This window comes from Kitasatospora sp. MBT66, from assembly GCF_000710405.2.
Taxonomy (GTDB): domain Bacteria; phylum Actinomycetota; class Actinomycetes; order Streptomycetales; family Streptomycetaceae; genus Kitasatospora; species Kitasatospora purpeofusca.
Window position 1 is genome coordinate 798,698 of record NZ_JAIY01000004.1, and the last position, 16,230, is coordinate 814,927.

General features: G+C 70.6%; 17 protein-coding genes and 1 tRNA gene. 7 read left to right on the top strand and 11 right to left on the bottom strand.

Translation table 11 applies throughout. The annotated features are described in order from the left end of the window. Positions 1–45 precede the first annotated feature (45 nt). Both BI06_RS10230 and BI06_RS10235 read right to left on the bottom strand, forming a co-directional pair. A complete protein-coding gene (locus BI06_RS10230; protein ID WP_030392274.1) occupies positions 46–366 on the bottom strand; it encodes a multidrug efflux SMR transporter in 321 nt (106 codons plus the stop codon). 50 nt (positions 367–416) lie between these two features. Beyond that, entirely contained in the window at positions 417–806 is a 390-nt protein-coding gene (locus BI06_RS10235; protein ID WP_051740616.1) for a multidrug efflux SMR transporter, read from the bottom strand. 116 nt (positions 807–922) lie between these two features. Here BI06_RS10235 and BI06_RS10240 point away from each other — a divergent pair, with 116 nt between their 5' ends. After that, on the top strand, positions 923–1,411 hold the full coding sequence (locus tag BI06_RS10240) for a MarR family transcriptional regulator (RefSeq protein WP_341845476.1): 489 nt from the start codon (positions 923–925) through the stop codon (positions 1,409–1,411). 129 nt (positions 1,412–1,540) lie between these two features. On the opposite strand, the gene metG is transcribed toward BI06_RS10240, so the two are convergent. From metG to BI06_RS10260, 4 genes are all read right to left on the bottom strand, one after another. Further along, positions 1,541–3,271: a methionine--tRNA ligase gene (metG, locus tag BI06_RS10245; protein WP_043467120.1), complete on the bottom strand. Its 1,731-nt coding sequence runs from the start codon at positions 3,269–3,271 to the stop codon at positions 1,541–1,543. Between the two features lie 292 nt (positions 3,272–3,563). Beyond that, the gene (locus BI06_RS10250; RefSeq protein WP_030392270.1) at positions 3,564–3,755 is read right to left on the bottom strand and encodes a DUF397 domain-containing protein; all 192 of its coding nucleotides are present in this window, start codon (positions 3,753–3,755) and stop codon (positions 3,564–3,566) included. A gap of 33 nt (positions 3,756–3,788) precedes the next feature. After that, complete coding sequence (locus BI06_RS10255) at positions 3,789–3,980, bottom strand: DUF397 domain-containing protein (RefSeq protein ID WP_043467123.1); 192 nt, start codon at positions 3,978–3,980, stop codon at positions 3,789–3,791. A gap of 8 nt (positions 3,981–3,988) precedes the next feature. Beyond that, entirely contained in the window at positions 3,989–4,840 is an 852-nt protein-coding gene (locus BI06_RS10260; RefSeq protein WP_043467125.1) for a helix-turn-helix transcriptional regulator, read from the bottom strand. Between the two features lie 233 nt (positions 4,841–5,073). Here BI06_RS10260 and BI06_RS10265 point away from each other — a divergent pair, with 233 nt between their 5' ends. Beyond that, entirely contained in the window at positions 5,074–5,490 is a 417-nt protein-coding gene (locus tag BI06_RS10265) for an ATP-binding protein (protein ID WP_149030322.1), read from the top strand. Positions 5,491–5,630: 140 nt separating this feature from the next. On the opposite strand, the gene BI06_RS10270 is transcribed toward BI06_RS10265, so the two are convergent. Further along, complete coding sequence (locus BI06_RS10270) at positions 5,631–6,233, bottom strand: GNAT family N-acetyltransferase (protein WP_043467127.1); 603 nt, start codon at positions 6,231–6,233, stop codon at positions 5,631–5,633. A 123-nt stretch (positions 6,234–6,356) separates the two neighbouring features. Then, positions 6,357–7,640, bottom strand: a complete 1,284-nt coding sequence (locus tag BI06_RS10275) for an adenylosuccinate synthase (protein WP_030392265.1) — start codon at positions 7,638–7,640, stop codon at positions 6,357–6,359. Between the two features lie 330 nt (positions 7,641–7,970). Between BI06_RS10275 and BI06_RS10280 the strand changes: the two genes are divergently transcribed. From BI06_RS10280 to purM, 3 genes are all read left to right on the top strand, one after another. Then, positions 7,971–8,729 carry a diacylglycerol kinase gene (locus BI06_RS10280; protein ID WP_233290086.1) on the top strand — a complete coding sequence of 253 codons (759 nt, stop codon included), beginning with the start codon at positions 7,971–7,973 and terminating at the stop codon, positions 8,727–8,729. A gap of 293 nt (positions 8,730–9,022) precedes the next feature. Further along, complete coding sequence (purF, locus tag BI06_RS10285) at positions 9,023–10,606, top strand: amidophosphoribosyltransferase (protein WP_030306023.1); 1,584 nt, start codon at positions 9,023–9,025, stop codon at positions 10,604–10,606. 80 nt (positions 10,607–10,686) lie between these two features. After that, positions 10,687–11,772: a phosphoribosylformylglycinamidine cyclo-ligase gene (purM, locus tag BI06_RS10290; RefSeq protein ID WP_030392263.1), complete on the top strand. Its 1,086-nt coding sequence runs from the start codon at positions 10,687–10,689 to the stop codon at positions 11,770–11,772. Between the two features lie 246 nt (positions 11,773–12,018). Here the strand turns inward: purM and BI06_RS10295 are convergent, their stop codons facing one another. Further along, positions 12,019–12,279 (bottom strand): DUF3073 domain-containing protein, encoded by a 261-nt coding sequence (locus tag BI06_RS10295; RefSeq protein ID WP_030392262.1) that lies wholly within the window; start codon positions 12,277–12,279, stop codon positions 12,019–12,021. Positions 12,280–12,652: 373 nt separating this feature from the next. Next, positions 12,653–13,768 (bottom strand): Glu/Leu/Phe/Val dehydrogenase dimerization domain-containing protein, encoded by a 1,116-nt coding sequence (locus BI06_RS10300; protein ID WP_233290105.1) that lies wholly within the window; start codon positions 13,766–13,768, stop codon positions 12,653–12,655. A gap of 278 nt (positions 13,769–14,046) precedes the next feature. Between BI06_RS10300 and BI06_RS10305 the strand changes: the two genes are divergently transcribed. Both BI06_RS10305 and bldC read left to right on the top strand, forming a co-directional pair. Further along, a complete protein-coding gene (locus BI06_RS10305) occupies positions 14,047–14,958 on the top strand; it encodes a hypothetical protein (protein WP_043467129.1) in 912 nt (303 codons plus the stop codon). A gap of 542 nt (positions 14,959–15,500) precedes the next feature. Further along, a complete protein-coding gene (bldC, locus tag BI06_RS10310) occupies positions 15,501–15,707 on the top strand; it encodes a developmental transcriptional regulator BldC (RefSeq protein WP_014137253.1) in 207 nt (68 codons plus the stop codon). A 408-nt stretch (positions 15,708–16,115) separates the two neighbouring features. Here bldC and BI06_RS10315 read toward each other — a convergent pair. Continuing rightward, positions 16,116–16,189: transfer RNA gene (locus tag BI06_RS10315), tRNA-Asp, on the bottom strand. Between the last annotated feature and the right edge of the window lie 41 nt (positions 16,190–16,230).

Sequence of the window (16,230 nt, forward strand, 5' to 3'; positions counted from 1 at the left end):
CGGGCGATTCCACGATCGGGTGAAAACGCCTCCGGTGGAGGGGAATCAGAGTCCGGAGGAGAGCTTCAGGGTGACCGCGCCGGCGATGATCGCGGCGAAGGAGACCAGCTTGGGCAGGGTGATCCGCTCCTTGAAGATCAGCGCGCCGAACACCACCGTGCCGATCGAGCCGAGCCCCGTCCAGATCGTGTAGCCGACGCCCACGTCCAGGGTGCGCAGGGCGAGGCTCAGGGTGTAGATGCCGCCCGCGGCGGCGGTCAGGGTGAGTACGGAGGGCCAGAGGCGGGTGAAGCCCTTGGTGGCGTTGGTGCCGAGTGCGAAGACGATCTCGAAGACGACGGCGACTGCCAGGTAGGCCCAGGCCATGACGGTTCAACTCCTTGGTGGGGATGCCGGTGCGGAGGGTCGAGGGCGATTCAGGCGGACGCGGACGCGGACGCGGTCACGGGTGCGGGTGCGGTGGCCGTTGCGGAGGCGCCGCGGCTGCTCAGCCGGTCGGCGAGCTTGAGGCCGAGCACCCCGCCGATGATGAGGACGAAGGCGAGGGCCTTCCCGGCGTTCATCTCCTCGTCGAAGATCAGCGTGCCGAGGACGACGGTGCCGACCGAGCCGATGCCGGTCCACACGGTGTAGCCGACGCCGACGTCGAGGGTGCGCAGCGCGAGGCTGAGGAAGAAGATCCCGCCGGCGGCCGCGGCGGCCGTCAGCAGGGACGGGCCCAGTTCGGTGAAGCCGTGGGTGGCGTTGGTGGCGAGGGCGAAGACGACCTCGAAGACGGCGGCGACGAGCAGGTGGATCCAGGCCATGGGACGAGCCCCCCGAGTAGTTGTTGCATGTATGTGCAAGCACTTTCTGCTGGGCAAGAGCATGCATGTACAAGTAAGCTTGTGTCAACCACCCAGCCCGGCAAGGGAGGACCCCCGTGCCCACCACCCCGTCCGACCCCGGCCCCGGCCCCGAGGTCACCCCGTCCGAGGCTCCCGACGGCGCGGCCGACGCCCGGATGTGGAACCGGCTCACCGCGCTGCACGCCCAGGTCGAGGGCCGGCTCGCCACCGTCCTGCAGCGGCGGCACGGCCTCGGGCTCTCCGAGTACCGGGCCCTCGGCCTGCTCGCCGAGGCGCCCAAGTCCGAGCTGCGGATGCAGGAGCTCGCCACCGGCCTCGGCCTCAACCAGAGCTCCGTGACCCGGCTGGTCGCCCGCCTCGGTGCCGCCGACTTCACCTACCGGGACCTCTGCCCGGACGACAAGCGCGGCGTCTACACCGTGCTCACCGACGCCGGCCGGACCCGCCACCGGGAGGCCCGCGCCACCTACGAGGAGGCCCTCACCGGCGCCCTCGACGAGGCCGCCGTCGGTGCCCCCGAACTGGCTCCGCTGCTCGGTGCGGCGCGCGGCGCGCTGGGCTGAGCCCGGGCCGAGGCCGGCCCCCGCCGCCGCTCCGCCGCCGCTCCGCCGTCCCGGAAACGCGGCTCGGCCGCCTCCCCCGCGAACGGGAGGGACGGCCGAGCGGTCGTGCCCTGCGCTACTGTTCCGTGCTTACTCCCCGCCGCCGAAGCGGGCGGACCAGGCGGCCAGGTCCTCGTCCGTGATCTTCGCGAACAGCACCGGCGGCACCGTGAACGGCGTCCCCGCCGGCACCGCGTCCAGCGCCCGGGCCCCGGCCGCGTCCACCCAGTCGAGAGTGCGCGCCGGAGCGTCGGCCGGCAGTGCGAACGCCTCGCGCATCGCCTGTGCCGCCGTCGGGACGAACGGCTCGGAGACCACCGCGTACAGGTGGATCAGGTTCATCGCCGTGCGCAGCGTCAGCGCCGCCGCCTCCGGGTCGGTCTTCACCTGGAGCCAGGGCGCCTTCTCGTCCAGGTAGGCGTTGCCCGCGCTCCACAGCGTGCGCAGACTCTGCGTCGCCTTACGGAAGTTGAGCGCCTCAAGCTGGGTCTCGTAGTCGGCCAGCAGCTCCGCGATCTGCGCGCCCAGCCGCTCCTCGGCCTCGCCCGCCGCGTGCCCGGCGGGCACCTCGTCGCCGAACCGCTTGCGGCTGAACGTCAGCACCCGGTTGACGAAGTTGCCGAGAGTGTCGGCGAGGTCCTTGTTGACCACGGAGGCGAAGAGGTCCCAGGTGAAGCTGGAGTCGTCCGACTCGGGCGCGTGTGCCATCAGGAAGTAGCGCCAGTAGTCGGCGGGCAGCAGCTCCAGCGCGACGTCCGTGAAGATGCCCTGCTTCTGGCTGGTGGAGAACTTCCCGCCGTAGTACGTCAGCCAGTTGAAGGCCTTGACGTAGTCGACCTTCTTCCAGGGGCGGCGCGAGCCGAGGATCGTCGCCGGGAACATCACGGTGTGGAACGGGACGTTGTCCTTGGCCATGAACTCGGTGTAGCGGACGGTCTCGTCGGCCTCGTACCACCAGGACTTCCAGTCCCGCAGCTCGCCGGCCGGAGCCGCGTCCGACCACTCCTTGGTCGCGCCGATGTACTCGATCGGGGCATCGAACCAGACGTAGAAGACCTTGCCCGAGGCCGCCAGCTCCGGCCACACATCGGCCGGCACCGGCACGCCCCACTCCAGGTCGCGGGTGATCGCCCGGTCCTGGAGGCCCTCGGTCAGCCACTTGCGGGCGATCGAGGAGGCGAGCACCGGCCACTCGTCGGCGTGCGCGGCGACCCAGTCCTCCACCTGCCCGGTCAGCTTCGACTGGAGCAGGAACAGGTGCGTGGTCTCCCGCACCTCCAGGTCGGCGCTGCCGCTGATCGCCGAACGCGGCTCCAGCAGGTCGGTGGGGTCGAGCACCCGGGTGCAGTTCTCGCACTGGTCGCCGCGCGCCTTGTCGTAGCCGCAGTGCGGGCAGGTGCCGACGATGTAGCGGTCCGGCAGGAAGCGGCCGTCGGTGTTGGAGTACACCTGGCGGATCGCCCGCTCCTCGATGAAGCCGTTGGCGTGCAGCTCGCGCGCGATCTCCTGGGTGATCTCCCGGTTCTGCGGCGAGGAGCTGCGGCCGAAGTGGTCGAACGACAGCCGGAAGCCGTCGTACACCGCCTTCTGCTGCTCGTGCGCCCGCGCGCAGAACTCGGCCACCGGCAGCCCGGTCTCCTGCGCGGCCAGCTCGGCCGGCGTGCCGTGCTCGTCGGTCGCGCAGATGTAGAGAACGTCGTGGCCGCGCTGCCGCAGGTACCGCGAGTAGACGTCCGCAGGCAGCATGGACCCGACCATGTTGCCCAGGTGCTTGATCCCGTTGATGTACGGAAGGGCGCTGGTGATCAGGTGCCGAGCCATCCTCGGATGCTCCGATTTCTCCCGCACGCACCCCTGTCCCGGAGTGCCGTGACAGGCGCAGGCTCTGGGCAGGCGGCGGGATCCGGGCACAGTCGCCGACTCCCGGTCGGCCGGCCAGAGCGACGTTCCACTGTGGGCTGCGCAATCCTATCCAAGCCGCCCCCACCCCTTCGCTCCCATTTTCTTCGGGGCCCAAGCACCCCCGCCCGCACGGGGAAGTCGGACGGGCCGACTTCCTGCGCGGCCGTTGCCCCCTCGCGCGGCGCGAGGGGGCAACGGGAGGAGGGGGTTGCTAGGCGACGAAGTGGTCGAACTCGCCGGCCTTCACGCCGAGGACGAAGGCGGCCCATTTGCGGGGGGTGGTGCGGACGATGATGGCGTCGTTCTTGGGGTCGCGGAGTTCGACCATGCCGTTGACGGTGCGGATTTCGAGGGCGTCCTCGCCCTCGCCGCCGGGGGCGGCCTTCTGCCAGGTGGTGTCCATGGGGGTGGGTCCCTTCGGGGTCGGCCGGTGGGGTCAGGCGTGGGTGAAGTGGTCGAACTCGCCGCGCTTGACGCCTTCGAGCCAGAGCGCGAACTTGGTGGGGGTGGTGGTGACGATCGATTCGGGGGCGTCGGACTCGCGGATCTCGATGTGGCCGCCGGCGGTGCGTACTTCGACGCACTGGTTGCTGTTGCCGCTTATCGAGGACTTCTGCCAGTCGGTCATCGGGGTAACTAGCCTTTCAGGTCCGTCATGATGCGCCGGATGAAGTCGCTGGACTCCTCGGGGTCGAGGGCGAGGGAGTCGGACTCGGCGACCATGGCACGGTAGGCCGCCAGGTCCGCTTCGGAGTCGATGAACTGCGGCCCCTGGGTCAGGTCGATCTGAACGGTGTCCAGCTCGGGAACCGGTCCCCGGGCGAGGAAGAGGTCCTCGCCAGAGCCGGGATAGGTGTCGACGCTGAAGGGGATCGCGCGGATGGTGACGCCGGGGCGCTCGGCATCGTCGAGCAGGCTGGCGAGCTGTTCCCGGAGGACCGCGGGGCCGCCGAACTGCATCCGTAGCGCGGCTTCGTGTATGAACGCCGTGAACGGCCGCCCCGCTGAAAGGACTTGTTGGCGTTCGGTGCGGAAGGCGGTCCGTACGTCGGCGTCGTGGCGCGGCAGTGGCGGGCGCAGGCGGGCGAACATCGCGGCGGCGTAGCGACTGGTCTGGAGCAGGCCCGGGACCGAGGTCGTGTTCAGGACGAGCAGTGATTCGGCGTGGTGCTCGAGCTCGGCGATGTCGAGCATTCCGGCGGGGAGCCGGCCGCGGAAGTGGTGCCACCAGTGCTTTCCGCGGTCCTGTGTCATCAGGGTCAGGGCCTCGATGAGGGAGGGGTTGGCGCACTTGCAGGCCGACGCCCAGGAGCGGAGGCGGTCGGCGCTGATGCCCGATTTCCCGTTCTCCATCTGGGAGATCTTGGGGACGTCGGTGCCCAGCTCCGCCGCCATGGCCTTGGTGGTCAGGCCCGCGTGTTCGCGCAGCCGGCGCAGTTCCGAGCCGAGGCGCTGCTGGCGCACGCTGGGCGACAGGCGTGGTGGCATGCGTGCCCCTCCTCGGTGGGTGCTTTCGGTGCAGTTTGCCGCGCCGTGGACAGCGGGTCCACAGAGTAGCTCGATCGGGTGATGTGCTCCAGGAGTAGTAGCAACAATTGCCCCATTAACCCTAGTGTCAGCGGCACAGGGCAGCCTGACGCCCCGCCAGGAGGCTCGAAGCCATGGGTGGTGGGTCTGCGCGGGTAGCCGACCTCATCCCTCAACTGGACTGGAGACAGTCGATGTTGCTTCCACTCCTGCGCCCTCTCGACGCCGACCCCGACCGTGAATTTCGGGTCGATCTCTTCCCGCCCGCAAGCCTCGAAACGGTGGGGGTGGTGCGGCGGCTGTTGCGGGACATGCTGACGGCCACCGGCGCCGATCCGGACGGGCCGTGCCTGATCCTCTCCGAACTCCTCGCGAACGCCCTGCTCCACGGCGACGGGGCACCCAGCGTCGCGCTCGAACTCCGGTGCGGGCAGCTCTACATCGCCGTCGCCGACGGATCGACCACCGCGCCCGCAAGACCCGAGCCGGATGTGGCTCGAACGTGTGGGCGGGGGCTTGACCTCGTCGCCGCTTTGGCCGATGACTGGGGTGTGGAACTCATCGGGGTGTGCGGCAAGGCGGTCTGGGCCGTGGCGGCGGTCGATCGCTGATGGCCGTGGTGTTGCTGACGGGACTGTTGGTGTCGGTGGTCTTCGTCGGGGTGGTGGCGCAGATCATCGCGACCCGTCAGCCGAGGGAACGACGCACCGGCGGCGGGGACTTGGCGCCGCGGGAGGACGCACCCTAGCGCTCAGCCCGCGGTGAGCCGCTGCTCCAGCCGGCCCTTCGCGGCCGGCCACTCCTCGCGCAGCATCGAGAAGTACGCGGTGTCCCGCCACACGCCGGTGGCGCGCCGCTTCTCGCGCCGGTGGACGCCCTCGAACTGCGCGCCCAGCCGCTGGATCGCGTTGCGCGAGCGGTCGTTGAGTGCGTCGGTCTTCCAGAACACCCGGCCCATGCCCAGGTCGTCGAAGGCGTGGGTGAGCAGCAGCAGCTTCGACTCGGTATTGACGGCGGTGCGCCACACGGACCGCGCGTACCAGGTGCCGCCGATCTCGACGAGCTCGTCCTCCGCGTGGAACGCGTAGTAGCCGGTCACGCCGACGGCCCGCCCGCTCGCGAGCTCGATCACGGCGAACTTCACGGCCTCCCCGGCCGCCACCTCGCCGAGGCGGACGTCCAGCATCGCGCCCAGCTCCTCCTCCGACGTGGGCGCGCTGAACGGGACCCAGCGCCACACCTCGGGGTCGGGGCCGACGGCGGCCCACAGGTCGGACAGGTGGCGGCGGTCCAGCGGCTCCAGTCGGACGTGGCGGCCGGTGAGGGTGGTGGGGGAGGGAAGCTTCGCGGTCATGATCGAAAGGTAACGCGTGACTGCACTAGATGCAATGAAGTATTGCCTTAGTGCAAACATCCGAGATCAAGGGCAGGGCCCCGCAGGAGAACCTGCGGGGCCCTGTCGCGAAAGCCGTGAGGCCTAGACGAACGAGTTGATCTGGATCGTCTCGTACCGGCCCGGGCCGACGCCGATGGCGGAGATCGGGGCGCCCGACATCTCCTCCAGCGCCTTCACGTACGCCTGGGCGTTCTTCGGCAGCTCGGCGAAGGTCTTCGCCCCGCTGATGTCCTCGGTCCAGCCGGGGAGGTTCTCGTAGATCGGCTTCGCGTGGTGGAAGTCCGACTGGTTGTACGGCAGCTCCTCGACGCGCTTGCCGTCGATCTCGTACGCGACGCAGACCGGGATCTGCTCCCAGCCGGTCAGCACGTCCAGCTTGGTGAGGAAGAAGTCGGTGAGGCCGTTGACCCGGGTCGCGTAGCGGGCGATCACCGCGTCGAACCAGCCGCAGCGGCGGTCACGGCCGGTGGTGACACCGCGCTCGCCGCCGATCCGGCGCAGCGCCTCGCCGTCCGCGTCGAGCAGCTCGGTCGGGAACGGGCCCGAGCCGACGCGGGTGGTGTACGCCTTCAGGATGCCGATGACCCGGTCGATCTTCGTCGGGCCGATGCCGGCACCGGTGCAGGCACCGCCGGCGGTCGGGTTCGACGAGGTGACGAACGGGTACGTGCCGTGGTCGACGTCCAGCAGGGTGCCCTGGCCGCCCTCCAGCAGGACGACCTTGTTCGCCTTCAGCGCCTCGTCCAGGACGAGCGTGGTGTCGGCCAGGAACGGGCGGAGCTTCTCGGCGTAGCCGAGGTACTCCTGGACCACCAGGTCGGCCGGGATGGCGCGGCGGTTGTAGAGCTTGACCAGCAGCTGGTTCTTGTCGTGCAGCGCCGCTTCGACCTTCTGGATCAGGATCGACTCGTCGAAGAGGTCCTGCACCCGGATGCCGACGCGGTTGATCTTGTCCGCGTAGGTCGGGCCGATGCCGCGGCCGGTGGTGCCGATCCGGCGCTTGCCGAGGAAGCGCTCGGTGACCTTGTCCAGGGTGCGGTGGTACGGCGTGATCAGGTGGGCGTTGCCCGAGATCAGCAGCTTGGAGGTGTCGATGCCGCGCTCGTCGAGCCCGCTGAGCTCGGAGAGCAGCACGCCCGGGTCGATCACGACGCCGTTGCCGATGACCGGCGTGACGTTCGGGCTGAGGATGCCGGAAGGCAGGAGGTGCAGCGCGTACTTCTGGTCGCCGATGACCACCGTGTGACCGGCGTTGTTGCCGCCCTGGTAGCGAACGACGTAGTCGACGGAGCCGCCGAGGAGGTCGGTCGCCTTCCCCTTGCCCTCGTCTCCCCACTGAGCGCCAACGAGCACGAGTGCCGGCACAGGCGTACACCCCTTCCGGTTGGGGCATCCTGCGTAGGCCGCAGTCTGCCCCGAGATAGACGAAGCCCCTGGCGCAATAGCGCAAGGGGCTCTTGCACCGAGAGATTACCTGAGGAAGGACCGGTTGTGTCGTCCCTGTCCACGCCCGCAACCGGCGGCCCGGAGCCGCTTCTCCTGCTCCTCGACCCGGCGGCCCGGCAGTCCGACGGGGAGTCGGTGCGGATCGCGAAGGACGTTCTCTCCGGTGGGACGGACGTCAAGGTGGCCTGTCCGGAGACGCCTTCCGAGCTCGATCGGGTGCTTTCGCACCGGGGTCGGAGGCGACCGGTGGTGATCGGTTCCGACCTCGCGCTGCAGCGGGTGCTCCAGGCGCTGTACCGCCAACGCGAGCTGGGCGCCGACCCGGTGGGCCTGGTCCCGGTCGGCCGGCCGGAGGAGCTGGCGGCGGCCCGGGCGCTCGGGGTGCCGGTCGCGCCGGTCGCGGCGGCGCGCGCGGTGCTGACCGGGACGGCCCGGAAGCTGGACCTGCTGGTCGACGACGGCGGCGGGGTGGCGCTCGGCGGGGTGCGGATCTCGGGCGGCGGGACGCGGCGTGCGGTGGGCCGTCCGGGCGGGTGGCGTTCGCTATGGGCGAAACTGGCTGCGGCCGAGCAGGCGACCGCACTCACCCCGGAGCCGACCGGGGTGCGCACGGGGCCGGAGGACACGGGTGGGGCCGGCGGGAGCACCCGGACGGGCCGGGGCGGGCCCTCCGGCCGGGCGGAGCGGATCGAGCCGGCCCGCGGCGAGCACAGCGCCCGGCTGCGGGTCGAGGCCGACGGCCGGCTGCTCGCCGACGTCCACCGGCCGGTCCGGGTGGTCCAGGTGACCCTGCCCTCCGGCGCGGCCGCGGGCGAGGGCGTGATGGAGATCGTGGTCCGCGCGCCGGGTGCCCTGCTGCGCGCCCGGGCGGCCAGCATCTCGGTGGCGGGCCGGGGCTTCGGCTACGAGGCGGACGGCCGCGCGGTCGGCCCGGTGCGGGCCCGCACCTGGACGGTCCACGCCGGGTGCTGGGGCCTGCTGCTGCCCGTCACCCAGGACACCCCGTAGCTGGCCCTGAGTCACCCCCGCCCCGCCCCTGGGCCGTCCGTGCGGCGCGCGGCGCCGGGTGAGCAGGCTCACGTTGGGCGAACGGCGGACCAACGCCGGGCGAAGCGCCCGCCGCCCGCGGAACACGCCAACGGGCGCGAACCGCAAGGGCAAGCGCGACGCCGCCGAATTCGGGTGCGCCGAAATCCGGGCCCGGTAAGGGGTTTTGTCTACGCGCGTTACCCGGAGCGGCCCGCGCGACAGCGGCCGCCCGGGGTCCGGAAGGCCGGGCCGACTGTCCTAGACTCGAAGGCGTGCCACGTGGTGACGGAAGACTCAACCACGATCTTCTTCCCGGTGAGAAAGGCCCCCAGGACGCTTGCGGCGTCTTCGGTGTCTGGGCTCCCGGCGAGGAGGTCGCCAAGCTCACGTTCTTCGGCCTTTACGCCCTGCAGCACCGCGGTCAGGAATCCGCGGGCATCGCAGTGAGCAATGGCTCCCAGATTCTCGTCTTCAAGGACATGGGACTTGTCTCCCAGGTCTTCGACGAGGCCTCCCTGGGGTCGTTGCACGGGCATATCGCCGTCGGACACGCCCGCTACTCGACCACCGGTTCCTCGGTCTGGGAGAACGCCCAGCCGACCTTCCGGGCGACCGTCCACGGTTCGCTGGCCCTCGGGCACAACGGAAACCTGGTGAACACCGCCGAACTGGCGGCCATGGTCGCCGAACTCCCCGGCGAGGAGCACGTCTCCCGCTCCGGGCGCTCGGCCGCGACCAACGACACCGACCTGGTGACCGCGCTGCTCGCCGGCCACCCGGACCTCTCCATCGAGGAGACGGCCAAGGTCGTCCTGCCCAAGGTCAAGGGCGCGTTCTCGCTCGTCTTCATGGACGAGAACACGCTCTACGCCGCCCGCGACCCGCAGGGCATCCGCCCGCTGGTCCTGGGCCGGCTGGAGCGCGGCTGGGTCGTCGCCTCCGAGACGGCGGCGCTGGACATCTGCGGCGCCTCCTTCATCCGCGAGGTCGAGCCCGGCGAGCTCATCGCCATCGACGAGAACGGCATGCGGACCTCCCGGTTCGCCGAGGCCAAGCCCAAGGGCTGCGTCTTCGAGTACGTCTACCTCGCCCGCCCCGACACCTCCATCGCCGGCCGCAACGTGCACCTCTCCCGCGTGGAGATGGGCCGTCGCCTGGCCAAGGAGGCCCCGGTCGAGGCCGACCTGGTGATAGCGACGCCCGAGTCCGGCACCCCGGCCGCGATCGGCTACGCCGAGGCCAGCGGGATCCCCTACGGCTCCGGCCTGGTGAAGAACGCCTATGTCGGCCGCACCTTCATCCAGCCCAGCCAGACCATCCGCCAGCTCGGCATCCGGCTCAAGCTGAACCCGCTGCGCGAGGTCATCCAGGGCAAGCGCCTGGTCGTCGTGGACGACTCGATCGTCCGCGGCAACACCCAGCGCGCGCTGGTGAAGATGCTCCGCGAGGCGGGCGCGGCCGAGGTCCACATCCGGATCTCCTCCCCGCCGGTCAAGTGGCCGTGCTTCTTCGGCATCGACTTCGCGACCCGCGCGGAGCTGATCGCCAACGGCATGACCATCGAGGAGATCGGCCGCACCCTCGGCGCGGACTCGCTCTCGTACATCTCGATCGACGGCATGATCGAGGCCACCAAGCAGCCGAAGGACCGGCTCTGCCGGGCCTGCTTCGACGGCGAGTACCCGATGGAGCTGCCCGACCCGGCGCTGCTCGGCAAGCTCCTGCTGGAGGCCGAGATCAAGGGCGGCCAGCAGGCCCCCGCGGTCCGCGGCAAGCCGACCAGCGGCAGCGACCTGGACGGCGTCCAGTCGCTGCTCGGCGGGGCGGGCGCGGCCGACGCGCTGCGCCGCCCGTAAGAACCCTCGGTGGGGTCCCGCGATCCGGGACCCCACCGCTGTTCCGTCCCCCACCACAGACCCGAAAGGGCCGCACAGCAGTGACTACCGACCAGAACGGTGCCACCTACGCCGCCGCCGGCGTCGACATCGAGGCGGGCGACCGCGCCGTCGAGCTCATGAAGCAGTGGGTGAAGAAGGCCAACCGCCCCGAGGTCGTCGGCGGTCTCGGCGGCTTCGCCGGCCTCTTCGACGTCTCCGCCTTCAAGAACTACGAGCGGCCGCTGCTGGCCTCGGCGACCGACGGGGTGGGGACCAAGGTGGCCATCGCGGCCGCCATGGACAAGCACGACACGATCGGCCACGACCTGGTCGGCATGGTCGTCGACGACATCGTGGTCTGCGGCGCCGAGCCGCTGTTCATGACCGACTACATCTGCGTCGGCAAGGTCGTCCCGGAGCGGGTCGCCGCGATCGTCAAGGGCATCGCCGAGGGCTGCGCCCTGGCCGGCTGCGCCCTGGTCGGCGGCGAGACCGCCGAGCACCCGGGCCTGCTCGGGCCGGACGAGTACGACGTCGCGGGCGCCGGCACCGGTGTGGTCGAGGCGGACGCGCTGCTGGGCGCCGAGCGCGTCCGGGCCGGTGACGTGGTCATCGCGATGGCCGCCTCCGGCCTGCACTCCAACGGCTACTCGCTGGTCCGCCACGTGCTGCTGAACCAGGCCGGCTGGAAGCTCGACCGCAAGGTCGAGGAGTTCGGCCGCACCCTCGGCGAGGAGCTGCTGGAGCCGACCCGGATCTACTCGCTGGACTGCCTGGCGCTGATCCGGGCTGCCGAGGTGCACGCCTTCTCGCACGTCACCGGTGGCGGCCTGGCGGCCAACCTGGCCCGGGTGATCCCGGCCGGGCTGCACGCCCGCCTGGACCGCGGCACCTGGACCCCGCTGCCGGTCTTCCGGACCGTCGCCGAGGTCGGCAAGGTGGCCACCCTGGAGATCGAGAAGACGCTCAACATGGGCGTCGGCATGGTCGCGGTCGTCCCGGCGCACTCGGTGGACACCGTGCTGTCGGTCCTGGAGGACCGCGGCGTGGAGTCCTGGGTGCTGGGCGACATCGTCGACCGCACCGCCGAGCACACGGACGGCGCGGCCCTCTACAACGCCTACGAGGGCTTCGTGGCCGGCTGAGCACGGGGCACGTGAACGCGGGGAGGCCCCGTCGGCAGTCGGCCGGCGGGGCCTTCGCGCAGGGTCCTCGGGCGGGGCTTGGGGCAGTGTCCTCGGGAGGGGCCTCCGCGCGGGCTGCCGGGCCGGACCACCGGCTCCGGGCAGGTCGCCCCGAAGGCGGCCGCGGGGCCGCCCGGGAGGGTGCGGGAACGCCGAAAGACCGGCCTGGCGCACTGGGCACCTGGCCGGTCCGGTCAGACTGGGAGACTACGCGCGACGGCGGGCCTGGGAGGGCCCGGTACCCGACTCGGCGTCGTCGTCCTCGTCGTCATCGGCGTAACGAGCCGCGTACTCCGCGTAGGGATCGTCGTCCTCCTCGTCCTCCTCGATCGGCTCCGGCTCGATCGGGGAGGTGGAGGGCGATACGCCCAGCTCGCTGGAGAGACGATTGGCGTCGAACCCGCCGCTGTTGTACTTCAGCTCGCGGGCGACCTTCGTCTGCTTGGCCTTGGCCCGGCCGCGCCCCATGGGTCGACCCCCTCAACGATGGGGCTCACGGCCCCGAGTCTGACACGTGTTCATGATCAAGAGCGGCCTGCCCGAATGGGGAGGACCGTCCCTTGGAGCATTAACGGTACCTGTTTCTGCCGCTGGACGGTACGTCGTCAGTGTGACGTGGCGCGCACCGGCCGCACCCGCGACCAGGTCGTCCCAGGTCAGGGGAGGTTTTGCGGCTTTCTGCACGCTGTCCGGAGGTGTCTCGGGTCCGTTGTTCCCGGATCGATTATCCCCCCTAGGGGGGCTTCGGATCACCCGATCGGAGGCAGAATCGAGAATCCGGTTCCACATTGTGATGCGCGGGGGACGGCACCCGGCCGTCCCCCGCGCACACCGATCCGGATCAGCCCCGGCGGGCGGCCGGCAGCAGCACCGAGCGCAGCGCGCTGATCTCGCGCATCCGCTTCTCCGCGAGACGGTCGGCCGCGACGGCCGGCGGCACGCCGTCGGCGGCGGCCCGGGTGAAGATCTCCAGGGTGGTGTCGAAGATCTTCGTCGCCTTGTTCTTGGCGCGCTCGAAGTTGAAGCCGTCGATCTCGTCGGCGACCTGGATGACACCGCCGGAGTTCACCAGGTAGTCCGGGGCGTAGAGCAGGCCGCGGTCGGCGAGGTCCTTCTCGACGCCCGGGTGGGCCAGCTGGTTGTTCGCGGCGCCGCAGACGACCGAGGTGCCGAACTCGCCCAGCGCGGCCACGGTGTCGTCGGTCAGGGCGCCACCGAGCGCGCAGGGGGCGTAGACGTCCAGCTTGGCCTGGAGCAGCGCGGCGGTGTCGGCGACGACCTCCACCTCCGGGTGGGCCGCCCGCACTCGGTTGACGGCGGCCTCGAAGGGGTCGGTGACGACCACGACGGCGCCGTCCGCGACCAGGTGGCCGACGAGGTAGTGGCCGACCTTGCCGACGCCGGCGACGCCCACGCGCTTGCCGCGCAGGGTCGGCTGGCCCCAGCGGGCCTGGGCGGAGGCGCGCATGCCCTGGAAGACGCCGAAGGCGGTCAGGATGGAGGAGTCCCCGGCGCCGCCGTTCTCGGGCGAGCGGCCGGTCACGAACTCGGTCTCGCGCGCCACGACGTCCATGTCCTGGACGTAGGTGCCCACGTCGCAGGCGGTGATGTAGCGGCCGCGCAGCGACTCGACGAAGCGGCCGTAGGCGCGGAGCATCGCCTCGTTCTTGACCTTGTTCGGGTCGCCGATGATGACGGCCTTGCCGCCGCCGAGGTCGAGGCCGGCGAGCGCGTTCTTGTAGGACATGCCGCGGGACAGGTTGAGCGCGTCCTCCAGCGCCGCCTCCTCGGAGGCGTACGGGAAGAACCGGGTCCCGCCGAGGGCCGGGCCGAGGGCGGTGGAGTGGATGGCGATGATCGCCTTCAGTCCGGAGGAGCGGTCGTGGCAGAGCACGACCTGCTCGTGGCCGTCGCCGGTGGCGCCGTCCTGGGAGTTGCCGAAGATCCTGCCGAGCACGCCGGGTGCGGAGTGCGTGGTGGCGGCGGTCTGTACGTCGGTCACTGTGGTGACTCCAGTATTCGAGGCCCGCTGCGGTGGTGCGGGCGCCTAAGGCGAAGCGTAGTCGCGCGGGCCCCGCCGGTCCGCCCCCTTGGCGAAGCTCGGTACCACTGTCCGGATGCTGGGACGGCAGGGCCGCCATCAGCCCGTTCGCGCACTTCGGGTGCGTCCGCGAACGGGCCGTCACCGGACCGGTCCGACCGACTGCTCCCGGGCGGCGGGGGGTGCGTGGGACGATGCAGGACGTGACCGTCGTCCGTACCTCCGTGCTGCCGCCCTACGCCGCGCACCTGCGGGTCTACGAGCCGCTGGCCGCCTACCCGGAGCCCGAGCGGGCGCGCTGGCAGGCCTACGCGGCGGAGCACGGTCCCGACGCGCCCGAGGCGGGCCGCTCGGTGGCCGCGGCGGCCCTCGCGGAGCAGCGCTCGGCACTGGCCGAGCTGATCGGCCGGACCCCGCGGGCGCTGCCGGACCGGGAGGCCGAGCGGGCCTACGTCCGGCTGGTGGACGGGGTGCTGTACGTCTGCCCCTGGGCGACCAGGCTGCGCACCTGGCAGGCGCTGGAGGAGCTGCGGGCGGGGGCGCCGGTGGCGCTGCTGGACACCGCGCTGCCGCCGGCCACCCGGGAGGTGGCGGAGGCGGACCGGGAGCGCTGGCGGGCCGAGCACCCGGACGCCCGGCCGTGGATCCTCACCAACCGCTGGGAGGTGCCGGTGCGCTGGTTCCTCCCGTTCGGGGACGAGGATCGATGCTTCGTTCCCGCAGAGAGGGGGGAGAAGGGTGAGGAAGGGGAACGGGGGGACGGGGCGTCACTGTTCTATCTGACGCCCATGGCGCAGGCGCGCCGTCGAGTGGCCCGGGCGTACCGGGCGCTGCGCGAGGCGGTGCCGGAAGGGGAGCTGGTGCGGGGGGCGGAGCAGGTCGGGCGATGGCTGGAGGAGTTCCATCCGCGGTCGCTGGTGGAACTGGACTACGGGGGGCTGGTGCATCTGCTGGGGCCGGAGCGGCTGTTGGCGGACCGTTCGGCGGGGGAGCTCGAGGACGGGCTGCGGGCGCTGCGGGCGGGTGACACGGCGGAGGCGCTGCGCGCGTACGAGGCGCTGACCGTGCGCTGGCGGCGGGTGCTGGCGCTGCGCCACGCCAACTGAGCGGCCGGGGCCGGTGGGAGGGCCGGGCCGAGGCGGCGTCATCGCTGGCCGGTGGGGGTGTCGGTGGTACTTGTAAGACTGTAAGAGTCCTACGGCCCGAGCCGCATGACCAAGGTCCTGGTTCGGGTCAATACCTACCGAACGTGACACTACTCACCGTTGACGCGAACTTACCCCTATGTGCAAAAATGGGACAACCAGCCCAACTTCACGCGAGCGTGCCCACTTTTGGGTGGTTCTGGAGTCGATGTGCGCTTTGCGGGAAAACGGCGGGTCTGGTCCTCTCGTAACCGAATGTCACTATAAGGTGACTGCCCGTTATGGGGTGGTCCATCGCCATCCGTCGGCCTTGAACCCGTGAGGGGTCAATTTTGGCGGTTTGGTCGATAGGGCTGGACGGATGGTGTAGTTGTAGACACCAGGACAAGCCGTTCGTCCTATAACCGACTCGGCCCGTCTATGCCATTTCGGGCATCGCGGGCCAAGGTGCAGAATTTGAAGGATAGAACCGCCCTGGTTCGGTTCTCCCGAGGAGGCCGCTCATGACCGCTCGTACCCCCGATGCCGAACCTCTGCTGACGCCGGCAGAGGTCGCCACCATGTTCCGTGTGGATCCCAAGACCGTGACGCGCTGGGCCAAGGCCGGCAAGCTCACGTCCATCCGCACGCTGGGCGGGCACCGCCGATACCGTGAGGCGGAGGTGCGCGCCCTGCTGGCCGGTATTCCGGCCCAGCGAACCGAGGCCTGACAGAGCCTCGCTCAAGGCTCTTCGAAAGGGGCTGCTTACCGGACTCCGCCGGGTCCGGTAAGCAGCCCCTTTTTCTGTGCCCGCGCACTTCTTCTACAGCTCTGTCGAACCGGCCGCACCGGTCGCCGGATCGACTGTCGTACTCGCGCGATCCACCGGAATGTTGAACTCCGGATAACGATTCGATGGTGGGGAGGTGGGGGGGATTTACTGTGAATAACAGTACAATTTTACATATTAAATTAGCGGGCTGGGGGAAGGGTGCCCGAACGGTCGGTTCCCGAAAGGGGTACGTGACGACCGTCACGCGGGCGTTCACTTGTGATCCGGGCCCACTCCGGGATAGAGGAGGGGCCGGTGAAACGCGAGAGGCCCGGAACCAAACGGTTCCGGGCCTCTCGGCTACGGCGATCCTGACGGGACTTGAACCCGCGACCTCCACCTTGACAGGGTGGCGAGCTAACCAACTGCTCCACAGGACCAGAGTGTTTCCTGATCTGTCCGCTTCGCTTGCCGCGCTGCG

What these genes read in the sequence shown, in the direction of transcription:
- BI06_RS10260 (WP_043467125.1), bottom strand. Translation starts at nt 4,840, where the DNA reads ATGCCACCACGCCTGTCGCCCAGCGTGCGCCAGCAGCGCCTCGGCTCG.
- bldC (WP_014137253.1), top strand. Translation starts at nt 15,501, where the DNA reads ATGACCGCTCGTACCCCCGATGCCGAACCTCTGCTGACGCCGGCAGAG.
- BI06_RS10230 (WP_030392274.1), bottom strand. Translation starts at nt 366, where the DNA reads ATGGCCTGGGCCTACCTGGCAGTCGCCGTCGTCTTCGAGATCGTCTTC.
- BI06_RS10305 (WP_043467129.1), top strand. Translation starts at nt 14,047, where the DNA reads ATGCAGGACGTGACCGTCGTCCGTACCTCCGTGCTGCCGCCCTACGCC.
- BI06_RS10295 (WP_030392262.1), bottom strand. Translation starts at nt 12,279, where the DNA reads ATGGGGCGCGGCCGGGCCAAGGCCAAGCAGACGAAGGTCGCCCGCGAG.
- BI06_RS10250 (WP_030392270.1), bottom strand. Translation starts at nt 3,755, where the DNA reads ATGGACACCACCTGGCAGAAGGCCGCCCCCGGCGGCGAGGGCGAGGAC.
- BI06_RS10255 (WP_043467123.1), bottom strand. Translation starts at nt 3,980, where the DNA reads ATGACCGACTGGCAGAAGTCCTCGATAAGCGGCAACAGCAACCAGTGC.
- metG (WP_043467120.1), bottom strand. Translation starts at nt 3,271, where the DNA reads ATGGCTCGGCACCTGATCACCAGCGCCCTTCCGTACATCAACGGGATC.
- BI06_RS10270 (WP_043467127.1), bottom strand. Translation starts at nt 6,233, where the DNA reads ATGACCGCGAAGCTTCCCTCCCCCACCACCCTCACCGGCCGCCACGTC.
- BI06_RS10265 (WP_149030322.1), top strand. Translation starts at nt 5,074, where the DNA reads ATGTTGCTTCCACTCCTGCGCCCTCTCGACGCCGACCCCGACCGTGAA.
- BI06_RS10235 (WP_051740616.1), bottom strand. Translation starts at nt 806, where the DNA reads ATGGCCTGGATCCACCTGCTCGTCGCCGCCGTCTTCGAGGTCGTCTTC.